Origin of the sequence: Lentzea fradiae (genome assembly GCF_900100955.1) — a bacterium.
In the GTDB taxonomy this organism is placed as follows: Bacteria; Actinomycetota; Actinomycetes; order Mycobacteriales; family Pseudonocardiaceae; genus Lentzea; species Lentzea fradiae.
The window spans coordinates 252,321-264,524 of the sequence record NZ_FNCC01000004.1; the positions used below are offsets into that span (position 1 = coordinate 252,321).

Annotated in this window: 9 protein-coding genes; 6 read left to right on the plus strand and 3 right to left on the minus strand. The window is 69.9% G+C overall.

The annotated features are described in order from the left end of the window. Positions 1–81 precede the first annotated feature (81 nt). The 6 genes from BLT23_RS11005 (at position 82) to BLT23_RS11030 (ending at position 6,841) form a co-directional block, all read left to right on the plus strand. The gene (locus BLT23_RS11005; RefSeq protein ID WP_090048582.1) at positions 82–1,251 is read left to right on the plus strand and encodes an allantoate amidohydrolase; all 1,170 of its coding nucleotides are present in this window, start codon (positions 82–84) and stop codon (positions 1,249–1,251) included. Next, positions 1,248–2,522: a formimidoylglutamate deiminase gene (locus BLT23_RS11010; protein ID WP_090048188.1), complete on the plus strand. Its 1,275-nt coding sequence runs from the start codon at positions 1,248–1,250 to the stop codon at positions 2,520–2,522. Before BLT23_RS11005 ends, BLT23_RS11010 begins: the two co-directional genes overlap by 4 nt. Then, entirely contained in the window at positions 2,519–3,652 is a 1,134-nt protein-coding gene (gene hutI / locus BLT23_RS11015; protein ID WP_090048584.1) for an imidazolonepropionase, read from the plus strand. The genes BLT23_RS11010 and hutI overlap by 4 nt, the downstream gene beginning before the upstream one ends. Before the next feature lie 54 nt (positions 3,653–3,706). Beyond that, positions 3,707–4,585, plus strand: a complete 879-nt coding sequence (locus BLT23_RS11020; RefSeq protein ID WP_090048189.1) for a hypothetical protein — start codon at positions 3,707–3,709, stop codon at positions 4,583–4,585. Positions 4,586–4,905: 320 nt separating this feature from the next. Further along, the gene (locus tag BLT23_RS11025) at positions 4,906–5,790 is read left to right on the plus strand and encodes a hypothetical protein (RefSeq protein ID WP_090048190.1); all 885 of its coding nucleotides are present in this window, start codon (positions 4,906–4,908) and stop codon (positions 5,788–5,790) included. A 58-nt stretch (positions 5,791–5,848) separates the two neighbouring features. Continuing rightward, positions 5,849–6,841 carry an aldo/keto reductase gene (locus BLT23_RS11030; RefSeq protein ID WP_090048191.1) on the plus strand — a complete coding sequence of 331 codons (993 nt, stop codon included), beginning with the start codon at positions 5,849–5,851 and terminating at the stop codon, positions 6,839–6,841. 114 nt (positions 6,842–6,955) lie between these two features. Here the strand turns inward: BLT23_RS11030 and BLT23_RS11035 are convergent, their stop codons facing one another. The 3 genes from BLT23_RS11035 to BLT23_RS11045 all read right to left on the minus strand — a co-directional run bounded on the left by BLT23_RS11035 (position 6,956) and on the right by BLT23_RS11045 (position 12,034). Then, positions 6,956–7,135: a DUF6104 family protein gene (locus BLT23_RS11035; RefSeq protein ID WP_090048192.1), complete on the minus strand. Its 180-nt coding sequence runs from the start codon at positions 7,133–7,135 to the stop codon at positions 6,956–6,958. An 84-nt stretch (positions 7,136–7,219) separates the two neighbouring features. Then, on the minus strand, positions 7,220–10,924 hold the full coding sequence (locus BLT23_RS11040; protein ID WP_090048193.1) for a multifunctional oxoglutarate decarboxylase/oxoglutarate dehydrogenase thiamine pyrophosphate-binding subunit/dihydrolipoyllysine-residue succinyltransferase subunit: 3,705 nt from the start codon (positions 10,922–10,924) through the stop codon (positions 7,220–7,222). Positions 10,925–11,212: 288 nt separating this feature from the next. Further along, entirely contained in the window at positions 11,213–12,034 is an 822-nt protein-coding gene (locus BLT23_RS11045; RefSeq protein WP_090048194.1) for an ATP-grasp domain-containing protein, read from the minus strand. Between the last annotated feature and the right edge of the window lie 170 nt (positions 12,035–12,204).

Here is a 12,204-nt window from a genome sequence, read left to right on the forward strand (position 1 = left end):
AATGTCAGACCTCGCTGGGAGAATGAAAGTCGGGGGACCCCCCGGAGGGGACCCCTGCGTGAGCCTGCCGGGGGTGGCGTGATGCTCGACCAGATCGCCGACATCGGCCGCGACGCGCAGCGGGGCGGCTACTCCCGCCACGCCTACACGAAGCCGGAGGTCGAGCTCCGCCACTGGTTCGCCGAGCAGGCCGAACGGCGGGGCCTGGCCGTCGAGACCGACCGGAACGGCAACCTCTGGGCGTGGTGGGGTGAGCCGGGTGCGAACGCGCTCGTCACCGGCAGCCACCTCGACTCGGTGCCCGGTGGCGGTGCGTTCGACGGGCCGCTCGGGGTGACCAGTTCGCTGCAAGCCGTGGACCTCTTGCAAGCCAAGGGGTTCACGCCAGGCCGGCCGTTCGCGGTTGCCGTGTTCGCCGAGGAGGAGGGTGGCCGGTTCGGGGTCGCGTGTCTGGGCAGCCGGCTGCTCAGCGGTGCCATCGACGCCGCGAAGGCGTTGAGCCTCAAGGACCCCGATGGCGTCACGCTGGCCGAGGCGATGAAGGCCGCCGGCCACGATCCGGAGCGGGTCGGGCGGGACGACGAGGCGCTGGGGCGCATCGGGCAGTTCGTCGAGCTGCACGTCGAGCAGGGGCGTGGGCTGACGGTGCCGGTGGGGGTGGCGAGCAGCATCCTCGCGCACGGGCGGTGGCGGTTCACGTTCGCCGGTGAGGGCAACCACGCCGGAGCGACGTTGATCGAGGACCGGCGTGACCCGATGGTTCCGGCGGCGCAGCTCGTGATCGCCGCGCGCCGGGCCGCCAGGGACGGCGGACGGGCCACGGTCGGGCGGATCGTGCCCAACCCCGGCGGGACGAACGTCATCGCGTCCACTGTGGACGTCTGGCTGGACGCGCGGGACAGTGATGACGCACGTACCCGTGCGATGGTCGCGGAGATCTCCGAGGCGGCGAGGCAAGCCGCGGCGGAGGAGGGATGCGAGGTGCGGATCGCCGAGGAGTCGTACGGCGACACGGTGCACTTCGACCCGCGGCTCCGGGACGACATCGCGAACGCGCTTGGCGGTGTTCCGGCGTTGCCGACCGGGGCGGGGCACGACGCGGGCATTCTCGCTGCTCACGTGCCCACGGCCATGTTGTTCGTGCGCAACCCGACCGGGGTGAGCCACGCGCCGGAGGAGTTCGCCGAGCAGGCGGACGTGGACGAAGGAGTCAGGGCGTTGGCGGCCACGATCGAACACCTCGGCTCATGAACTACTGGTGCGAGCGGGCCTGGCTGCCCGGCGGGCTCGCCGAGCGCGTGCTCGTCAGGGTGGAGAACGGGCGCATCTCCAGCGTGTCCACTGTGGACACGATTCCGTTGGGGGTGCGGCGGCTGTACGGCGTTGTCGTTCCCGGGTTCGCCAACGTCCACTCGCACGCGTTCCACCGGGCGTTGCGCGGACGGACGCACGACGGTGGCGGCACGTTCTGGACGTGGCGCGAAGGCATGTACGCGTTGGCGGCCAAGTTGACGCCGCAGTCGTACTACCGGCTGGCCCGCGCGGTTTACGGTGAAATGGCGCTTGCCGGGGTCTCGGCGGTCGGCGAGTTCCACTACGTGCACGACGGGTCGAACGAGTTCGGCTATGCGTTGAGGGAAGCGGCGAAGGACGCGGGCATCCGCCTGACGTTGCTCGACACCTGTTACCTGGCGGGCGGTATCGGCCAGCCGGTGAACGAGGTGCAGCGGCGGTTCTCCGACGGCACGGCGGAGGCGTGGGCGAGCCGGGTCGGTGAGCTGAAGTCCGACGACGTGATGAAGGTCGGGGCGGCGATCCACTCCGTCCGCGCGGTGCCGCGAGCGGAGCTTCCCGTTGTGGCGCAGGCGTTCCCCGACGCGCCGCTGCACGTCCACCTGTCGGAGCAGCCCGCGGAGAACGAGGCGTGCCTCGCCGCGTACGGGCTGACGCCGACCGGTCTGCTCGCGGAGGCCGGAGCGTTGTCGCCGCGCACGACGGCGGTGCACGCCACGCACCTGACGTCCGAGGACATCGAGTTGCTCGGCGGTTCGGGCACGGGGGCGTGCTTCTGCCCGACCACCGAGGCAGACCTCGCCGACGGCATCGGCCCTGCCCGTGAGCTGGCGGACGCGGGCAGCCCGTTGTCGCTGGGCAGCGACCAGCACGCGGTGGCCGACCCGCTGCTGGAGACCAGGGCACTGGAGCACGGCGAACGGCTCCGCACCGGTCAGCGCGGCCGGTTCTCGCCGGAGGAGCTGCTGCAGGTCGCCACCCGGCACTCCGCGCTCGGCTGGGACGGCGGACGCATCGAGCCCGGCGCTCCCTGCGACCTGGTGGCGATCAGTTGCTCTACCCCGCGCACCGCGGGATCGTTGCCGCAGCAGGTGTTCCTCTCGGCCACAGCGTCCGATGTGGACACCGTGGTCGTGGGAGGCAGGGTCGTCGCCTCGAACGGCGTGCACGAGACCCTGGGAGACGTCGGCAAGCTGCTGGCGGACGCGATCGAGGAGCTGTGGGCATGAGCGTGCTGGTCACCGGCATCGGTGAGCTGACGACGAACAGCGAGTCCGCGGGAAACGCGCTGGTCATCGACGGCGAGAAGATCGCCTGGGTCGGCAGTGCGACGGAGGCGCCGCCTGCGGACGAACGGGTCGACGTCGAAGGCAGGGCCGTGCTGCCGGGCTGGGTGGACAGCCACACCCACCTCGTCTTCGCCGGCGACCGCACGGCCGAGTTCGGTGCGCGCATGGCGGGCAAGCCCTACACGGCGGGCGGCATCGCCGTCACCGTCAACGCGACCCGTGCCGCCACCGACGCCGAACTGTCCGAGGTCGTGCGCAAGCACGTCGCCGAGGCGCTCCGGCAGGGCACGACGTTCGTCGAGACCAAGACCGGTTACGGCCTGAACGTCGCCGACGAGGTGCGGTCGGCCCGCATCGCCGCCGAGCACGCCGACGAGGTCACGTTCCTGGGGGCGCACCTCGTCCCGCCCGGTGAGGACGCCGACATCTACGTCGAGCTGGTCCGCGGCGAGATGCTCGACGCCGTCGCACCTCTCGTGCGGTGGGCGGACGTGTTCTGCGAGAAGGGCGCTTTCGACTACGACCAGTCCAAGGCCGTGCTGGAGGCAGCTAAAGCGAAGGGGCTGGGGTTGCGCGTGCACGGCAACCAGCTCGGTGAAGGCCCCGGCGTGGGGCTGGCCGTGGAACTGGGTGCCGCGTCGGTCGACCACTGCACCTACCTGTCGGCCGCGGACGTGGACGCGCTGGCGTCCTCCGACACCGTCGCCACGCTGCTCCCGGCGTGCGACCTGTCGACGCGGCAGTCGCTGCCGCCCGCCCGTGCCCTGCTCGACGCGGGCGCAACGGTCGCGCTGGCCAGCAACTGCAACCCCGGCTCGTCCTACACCTCGTCGATGGCGTTCTGCGTGACGACAGCGGTCCTGCAGATGCGGATGACCGTCGAGGAGGCGATCTGGGCGGCGACCGCGGGCGGCGCGAGGGCGTTGCGCCGCGACGACGTCGGTGTCATCAGGCCGGGGGCCCGCGCCGACCTGCACGTGCTGGACGCGCCGTCGGTCACGCACCTCGCCTACCGGCCCGGAGTCCCGTTGACCCACGCGGTGTGGCGCCGGGGTGAACGGTCCGTCTGAGCACCCTTCGTCTGGGCCTACTGGCGCAACGGGCCGGGACCGTACGGTGGCGTCGTGGACTTCGCCGAAGCCCTGACCAAAGCGATCGACAACAGCGGTCTCAGCCTCGAACGCGTGCGGCACCACCTGGGCGCACGGGGCATGCGGGTGAGCCAGTCGACGCTCAGCTACTGGCGCCGCGGCCGCAGCCGACCGGAACGGCCGGAGTCGCTGAAGGTCGTCACGGCCCTGGAAGAGCTGCTCGGCCTCGGCGAGGGCTTCCTCACCGACCGGCTCGGCGACAAGCGCCCGCGCGGGCGCTGGGTGGACCAGGCGATGTCCCTGGAGGACATGTGGGACTCGCGTGCCACCGACCTCGGCGAGGTCATGGCGCGGATCGACCGGCTTCAGCCGACGGCGTCGACGTACCTGACCGTCCGCGACCGGCAGGTGATCGGGCCGGACCGGCGTGAAGTCGAGATGCACTCCACCGGTGTCGTGCAGGCGCTGGAGGACGGCGTCGACAGGTTCCTCGCCATCCAGCTCGCCGACCCTGACGACCTCGGCGTGCCGTCCATCGAGGCGGGGCCGCCGTGCAGGCTCGGACGGGTGCGCGGGGACGACTCCACGGGGTTCCTCGTCGCGGAGGTGCTCTTCGACCGGGTGCTGAGGGCGGGGGAGACGGCGCTCGTCGACTACCGGGTGCGGATGCGGCCCGGTGCGCAGAGCGAGGTGTGCGACAGGCGGTTCCTGCGACCGGTGGGCGACTACGTGCTGCAGGTCGACTTCCACCCGGACGCGGTGCCGGCGCGGTGCTTCGAGTTCACCCGGCCGTCGTTGCAGGAACCGGAGACCGCGCTGAACGAGCTGTGGATAGGCACGACCGCGTCGACGCACATCCACGTGCGGAACTCGAAGCCGGGAATCAGAGGTGTGCGGTGGGAATGGGAGTAGGCCGCTACTCCCATTCCCACCACGAACGCCCCCGGATGACCGATGCGCGGGCCGGGCCGCGTTGGGCCCGCGCTGCGGGGCGTTGAGGCGGCCGTCGTCGCTGCAGGGGTGCGACGACGGCAAGACCTGGTCTTACCGTGTTCTGAGAACCGGTGTGCGCGCTATTCCTGATTCGCGTCTCAAGAATGTTTCGGGCACAGGGAGAAACTAACGCGACAGGTGCGCCGGACAACAGGTTCGAAACTTCAGTCGTCAACTCTGTCAAAACTGTGGCGGCGCGCACGGGCGTGCCGGGCGATCACCGGCCGTAGCATTCGACCGTGTCGGAATTCGCCGAGGAGCTGACGCGGGCGGTCGAGGCGAGCGGCCTCAGCCTGGAGCGGATCCAGCGCCACCTGGAGTCGCGCGGCGTGCAGGTGAGCCAGTCGACGCTGAGCTACTGGCGCCGCGGCCGCAGCCGGCCGGAACGCCCCGAGTCGCTCTCGGCCGTCGCCGCGCTGGAGGAGATCCTGCGGCTGGAGACCGGCGCGCTGACCGGCAGGCTGGGGGACCGGCGCCCGCGCGGCCGGTGGGTCGAGCGCACCACCGCGCTGGAAGGCATCTGGGCCGCCGCCGCGATCGACCTCGGCCGCGAGATCGCCCGCGTCGACCACCTGCTGCCCGTCCCGGCGCGCTACCTGAACGTGCGCGACCGCGCGTCGATCGGCAAGGACCGGCGGGAGGTCGAGATCCGGGTCAGCACGGTCATCGAGGCGTTCGAGGACGGCGTCGACCGGGTGCTCCTCGCCAAGACCGCCGACGGCACCGACCGCTCACCCGGCGACGTCGTCGCGGAGGGGTCGTGCCGGCTGGGCAGGGTCCGCAAGGACGCCGAGCACAAGCTGCTCGTCGCCGAGATCATCCTCGACCGGGTCCTGCGCGCGGGCGACACGGGCCTCGTCGACCTGCGCCTGCTCTCCGACCCCGGCGCGGACAGCTCCCGCGTGGACCGCACGTTCCTGCGCCCGCTGCGCAACTACCTCCTGGAGGTCGAGTTCCACCCCGACGCCGTCCCGGTGCGCTGCCACAGCTTCACCAAGCAGGGCCCGGACGCCCCCGCCGTCGACACGGGCGAGCTGTGGATCGGCACGACCGCCGCCGCCCACCTGCTGGTCCACGAGGCCCAGGCCGGTCACGTGCACGGCATCCGGTGGGAGTGGGAGTAGCGGGAGCTGGAGCAGCTCCACGTGGCACCGGGGGAGCCCAGGGGGCAGGGTGGAGAGCATGGAGTACACCCACCTCGGCCGCAGCGGCCTGTCCGTCTCCCGCCTGTGCCTCGGCACGATGAACTTCGGTCCCGAGACGTCCGAGGCCGACAGCCACGCGATCATGGACCGCGCCCACGAGCACGGCCTGAACTTCTTCGACACGGCCAACGTCTACGGCTGGAAGCAAGGCGAGGGCGTCACCGAGAACATCATCGGACGCTGGTTCGCCCAGGGCGGCGGCCGCCGCGAGAAGACGGTCATCGCCACCAAGCTCTACGGCAGCATGGGCGACTGGCCGAACGAGACCAAGCTGTCGGCGCTGAACATCCGCCGGGCCTGCGACGCCTCCCTGAAGCGCCTGCAGACCGACTACATCGACCTCTACCAGATGCACCACGTCGACAGGGACACGCCGTGGGACGAGATCTGGGAGGCGTTCTCCGTCCTGCGCCAGCAGGGCAAGGTCATCTACTTCGGCTCGTCGAACTTCGCGGGCTGGCACATCGCCCAGGCCGCCGAGGCCGCGCGCACCCGCGGTTTCCTCGGGCTCGTCTCCGAGCAGTCGATCTACAACCTGATGACCCGCTGGGTCGAGCTGGAGGTGCTGCCCGCCGCCAAGCACTACGGCCTCGGCGTCATCCCGTGGTCGCCGCTGCACGGCGGCCTGCTCGGCGGCGTCCTGCGCAAGCAGCGCGAGAACGGCACCTCCCGCAGCTCGTCCGGCCGCTCGGCGGACGCGCTGGAGAAGCACCGCGACACCATCGACGCCTACGAGAAGCTGTGCGCGGAGCTGGGCGAGGACCCGGCCAACGTCGGCCTCGCGTGGCTGCTGCACCAGGACGGCGTCACCGCGCCCATCATCGGCCCGCGCACCGGCGAGCAGCTCGACAACTCGCTGCGGGCGGCGGAGCTCAAGCTGGACGCGGACGTGCTGGCACGCCTCGACGAACTGTTCCCCGCCCCCGCCCCGAACGGCTCCAAGCCGGCCCCGGAGGCGTACGCCTGGTAGACCACTCCCCGCCTGCCTTCCAGTACGCGGGGGCCCCACGTACTGTCCACGCACACGATGGGGCCCCGCGTGGCGGAAAAAGGACTAGGGGGAGTGGACCAATGGCGGATTAGGTCAGTCCTCGAAGTCGTCGTCGTCGCGCGCCAGGTAGGTGGCCAGGCGCTCGACGGCGGTCTCGAAGTCCGGGTTGGTGTCGACGAACGCGCGGAGCTTGTCGGCGAGCCACGCGAAGGTGACCTCCTCGTCGCCGCGCCGCTTCTCCAGCTCCTCGATGCCGCGATCGGTGAAGTACATGGCAGAGACTCCTGTGTGGCGGTAGAAAGCGAGCCGCCGGACCCCCTGGTGAGGGCCCGGCGGCTCGGTCTTGTCAGGCGGTGGTCACTCGAACGCGCGGGTGATGATCTCGCGCTGCTCGACCTCGTGCACCTTGCTCGAACCGGCCGACGGGGCGGCCATCGGGCGGCGCGACACGCGGCGGACGGTGCCCAGGTGCTCGGGCAGCAGCTCCGGCAGGGCCAGGCCGTAGAACGGCCACGCGCCCTGGTTCGCCGGCTCCTCCTGCACCCAGCGGATGTCCTTCGCGTTCGGGTAGCGCTCCAGGGTCTCGGTCAGCTTGCGGGCCGGGACCGGGTAGAGCTGCTCGACGCGCACGATCGCCACGTCGCCGCTGCCGCGCTTCTCTCGCTCGGCGTGCAGCTCGTAGGAGATCTTGCCGCTGCACAGCAGGACCTTCGTGACCGCGTTCGGGTCCTTGACGGTCGGGTCGTCCATCACCGACTGGAAGCGGTCGTTGATGAACTCGTCCGTGCCGCTGACGGCGGCCTTCAGGCGCAGCATCGACTTCGGCGTGAACACCACGAGCGGGCGGTCCACACCGTCGAGGGCGTGGCGGCGCAGCAGGTGGAAGTAGTTCGCCGGGGTCGACGGCACCGCGACGGTCATGGAGCCCTCGGCGCACAGCTGCAGCCAGCGCTCGATGCGGCCCGACGTGTGGTCGGGGCCCTGGCCCTCGTGGCCGTGCGGCAGCAGGATCACGACGTCGGAACGCTGACCCCACTTCGCCTCACCGGACGAGATGAACTCGTCGATGATCGGCTGCGCGCCGTTGACGAAGTCGCCGAACTGCGCCTCCCACAGCACCAGCGCCTGCGGGTTCGCGACCGAGTAGCCGTACTCGAAGCCGAGCGCGGCGAACTCCGACAGCACCGAGTCGTAGACCATGAACTTGCCCTGGTCCGGCGACAGGTTCTGCAGCGGCGTGTACTCCTCGCCGGACTTGCGGTCGATCAGGGTCGCGTGGCGCTGCACGAACGTGCCGCGGCGCGAGTCCTGGCCAGCCAGGCGGATCTTGCGACCCTCCAGGGCCAGCGAGCCGAACGCGAGCAGCTCGGCGAACGCCCAGTCGATGCCGCCGTCGCGCGCCATCTTCGCGCGGCGCTCCAGCACCGGCTTGACGCGGGCGTGCGGGGTGAAGCCCTCCGGCAGGTTCACGTGCGCGTCGGCGATCTGCTCCAGCACCTCACGCGTGATGCCGGTCGGCAGCTTCGCCGGGACCTGCTGCTCGGCCTCCACCGACGGGCTGACCGTCACCGGGTGCTTCTCGAGCTCGCGGACCTCGTTGAACACGTGCTCCAGCTGGCTGGAGAAGTCCTGCAGCGCCTTCTCGGCCTCTTCGACCGTGATGTCGCCGCGGCCGATCAGGGCCTCGGTGTAGGTCTTGCGGACCGAGCGCTTCTGGTCGATCACGTCGTACATCGCCGGCTGCGTCATCGAGGGGTCGTCACCCTCGTTGTGGCCGCGGCGGCGGTAGCAGACCATGTCGATCACGACGTCTTTGTGGAACGCCTGGCGGTAGTCGACCGCCAGCTTCGCGACCCAGTAGCACGCCTCGGGGTCGTCGCCGTTCACGTGGAAGACCGGCGAGCCGATCATCTTCGCGACGTCGGTCGAGTACTTCGAGGACCGCGAGTGCTCCGGCGCGGTGGTGAAGCCGACCTGGTTGTTGACGACGATGTGGACGGTGCCACCGGTGCGGTAGCCGCGCACGAGCGCCAGGTTCAGCGTCTCGGCGACGACACCCTGGCCCGCGAACGCCGCGTCACCGTGCAGGGCGACCGGCAGGACGGGGAAGAAGTCGCCGCCCTTGTCGATCAGGTCCTGCTTGGCGCGCACGATGCCCTCGAGCACCGGGTCGACGGCCTCCAGGTGCGACGGGTTCGCCGTCAGCGACACCTTGGTCTCGCCGTCGCCGAACATCCGGAAGTACTTGCCCTCGGCGCCGAGGTGGTACTTCACGTCGCCGGAGCCGTGGGCCTGGCCGGGGTCGAGGTTGCCCTCGAACTCGCGGAAGATCTGCGAGATCGGCTTGCCGACGATGTTCGCGAGCACGTTCAGGCGGCCGCGGTGCGGCATGCCGATGACGACCTCGTCGAGCTCGTGCTCGGCGGCCTTGTCCAGCACCGCGTCGAGCAGCGGGATGACGGTCTCGCCGCCCTCCAGCGAGAACCGCTTCTGGCCGACGTACTTGGTCTGCAGGAACGTCTCGAACGCCTCGGCGGCGTTGAGCTTGCTGAGGATGTACTTCTGCACGGTGGCCGGCGGCTTCTCGTGCGGAACCTCGACGCGCTCCTGGATCCAGCGGCGCTCCTCCGGCTCCAGGATGTGCATGTACTCGACGCCGACGGTGCGGCAGTACGAGTTGCGCAGCACGCCCAGGATGTCGCGGAGCTTCATCCGCTCCTTGCCCGCGAAGCCGCCGACGGGGAACTCGCGGTCGAGGTCCCACAGCGTCAGGCCGTGGCTGAGCACGTCCAGGTCGGCGTGGCTGCGCTGGCGGTAGTTCAACGGGTCCGTGTCGGCCATCAGGTGGCCGCGCGTGCGGAACGCGTCGATCAGCTCTATGACGCGGGCCGTCTTGTCGACAGCGCCCTCGGGGATGTCCGCGACCCAGCGGATCGGCTCGTAGGGCAGCCGCAGCGACGCGAAGATGTCGTCGTAGAAGTCGTCCTCGCCCAGCAGCAGCTGGTGCACGCGCTTGAGGAACTCGCCCGACTCCGCGCCCTGGATGATGCGGTGGTCGTACGTGGAGGTCAGCGTGATGATCTTGCTGACGCCCATGTCGGTGAGCGCCTGCTCGCTGGTGCCCTGGAAGTGCGCGGGGTACTCCATCGCGCCGACGCCGATGATCGCGCCCTGACCGGCGGTGAGGCGCGGAACCGAGTGGTTCGTGCCGATCGTGCCGGGGTTGGTCAGCGAGATCGTGGTGCCGCCGAAGTCCTCGGCGGTCAGCGAGCCGCTGCGGGCCTTGCGGATCAGGTCCTCGTACGCCTGCCAGAACTGCGTGAACGTCATGTTCTCGCAGTTCTTCACCGACGCGACGACCAGCGTGCGCGAGCCGTCCTTGCCGGGCAGGTCGATCGCGAGACCGAAGTTCACGTGCTCCGGCGTGACGACGAACGGCTTGCCGTCGACCTCGGCGTAGTGCCGGTTCATGTTCGGGAACGCCTGCAGCGCCCTGACCACCGCGTAGCCGATGACGTGCGTGAAGGAGACCTTCCCGCCGCGCGTCCGCTTCAGGTGGTTGTTGATGACGATGCGGTTGTCGGCCAGCAGCTTGGCGGGCACGGCGCGCACGCTGGTCGCGGTCGGAACGGTGAGCGACAGCTCCATGTTCTTCGCGATCGCGGCGGCGGCACCGCGCAGCTGCTTCTGCTCGGGCTGCGCGCTCTGCGTGACCGGCTTGGCCTTGGCGGCCTGCTGCGGCGCGGGCTTGCCGGTGGACGGCAAGGTGGCCGCCGCCTTCGGCTGCGGCTTCGGCTGCGCGGCGGGCTTGGGTGCGGCGGCGGGCGCGGGCTTGCCGGTGTCGGCGGCCGGCGGCGTCACGGTCGTGGTCGAGGTGGCCGAGGAGCCACCCGCGCTGGACGTGGCGGCGGCACTTCCGTTGCCGCCCGCACGCTTGTAGTCGGCAAAGAAGTCATGCCACGCCGGGTCTACGGACGACGGATCCGCGAGGAACTGGTCGTACATCTCCTCGACGAGCCACTCGTTCGGCCCGAACTGTGACGCAGGACTGCTGCTGGACACGGCTGGCGCTCGCCTCTATCCATCTCGCTCTTGGTGTTGACTCATGCGGTAGTCAGGCTAGTCCCCCCGGCCTCGGCCTTCACACGCTGGAGGCACCTGGCAAGGAGTGCTCTGTCACAGGATCGATCAGGACGGCCCCGCAGTCACCTGTTGTTGAGCAAATCTTGAGGTGTGTCTCACTACGTCACCTCCGTTTTCTCGTGCTTTTGAGAGACATACGCACCACGCACGGTGATCAGTTCACGATAAGTACAAGATCCCCGGTCCGCGGGTCGATCTTGCCCCGCGTCAGTCCTCACCGAGCGACCCGAGGACGGAACGAGCCATCGCCCGCACGAACTTCTCCCTGGTCTCACCGGACGTCCGGTCCAGCGACAGGTACGGGTTCAGGTCCTCCAGCTCGACCAGCAACAGTTCGCCGTCCCGAGTGCGGCACGCGTCAACGCGCTGGATCCCGTACCCGAGGTCGTTCCACTCGACGAACCGCGCCGCGAATTTCAGATCGGCACCATCAGGTTCGTACATCGCGAGTTCCCAGCGCCGAGCCGGATCTGGCGCGTTGAGGGCGTAGTGGAACTCACGGTCCACGAAGTAGAACGACACCTCGTACCGAAAATCGATCTTCGGCTGGATGAGCACGTTTTCTTCTTTTCGCGTCAAATGCTCACGCCGCACGAACTCCAGCCCGTGCGAGTCGGCCCCGGCCTTCGGCTTGACGACGTACTCGGCCACCACCGGAAGACGATCGAGGTCCGCCAGGTCGTCCACGGTGGGGATGACCGGAAACCCCTGAGCCGTGAGGTCGACGAGGTACTGCTTGCCCGCCATGTCGCCCTTGCCGGTGAGCGGGTTGTAGACACGCTGCCCGGTGGCGGCGGCCCGCTCGCGAAACTCCCGGTACGCCTCCGGGTAGTCGATCACCGGCCCACTGTTGCGCACGACCACGGTGTCGAACCCGTCCATCAGCTCCGCGGCCTGGACGGGGTGGCAGAGAGCCAGGTCGAACGTCTCCCGCAGCCGGGCCGTCAGGTAGATGTCCTCGTCGCAGTAGCGCCGCCCCCTGGCCGGGTAGGCGAGGTCGGTGACGTAGAGGACTTTCGGGCGGGGCACTCGGAACCTCCTGGACGCGCTGACCTGGGGTTGGTTTGTACGTCACAGGCAGGGGCCCGGACGAGGGATCGTGGCGCGGGTCTCGGGTCGCGGCCTCAGGGCGGGGCGTCGAGATGGGCGGGCTGCGGGTGAGCGGAGGAAGGCACGCCGGAGGAGCCAGAAGACGAGGC

Bases quoted from the DNA above. Each gene is read 5' to 3' on its own strand.
- BLT23_RS11005 (WP_090048582.1), top strand. From the start codon at position 82: ATGCTCGACCAGATCGCCGACATCGGCCGCGACGCGCAGCGGGGCGGC.
- BLT23_RS11010 (WP_090048188.1), top strand. From the start codon at position 1,248: ATGAACTACTGGTGCGAGCGGGCCTGGCTGCCCGGCGGGCTCGCCGAG.
- hutI (WP_090048584.1), top strand. From the start codon at position 2,519: ATGAGCGTGCTGGTCACCGGCATCGGTGAGCTGACGACGAACAGCGAG.
- BLT23_RS11030 (WP_090048191.1), top strand. From the start codon at position 5,849: ATGGAGTACACCCACCTCGGCCGCAGCGGCCTGTCCGTCTCCCGCCTG.
- BLT23_RS11035 (WP_090048192.1), bottom strand. From the start codon at position 7,135: ATGTACTTCACCGATCGCGGCATCGAGGAGCTGGAGAAGCGGCGCGGC.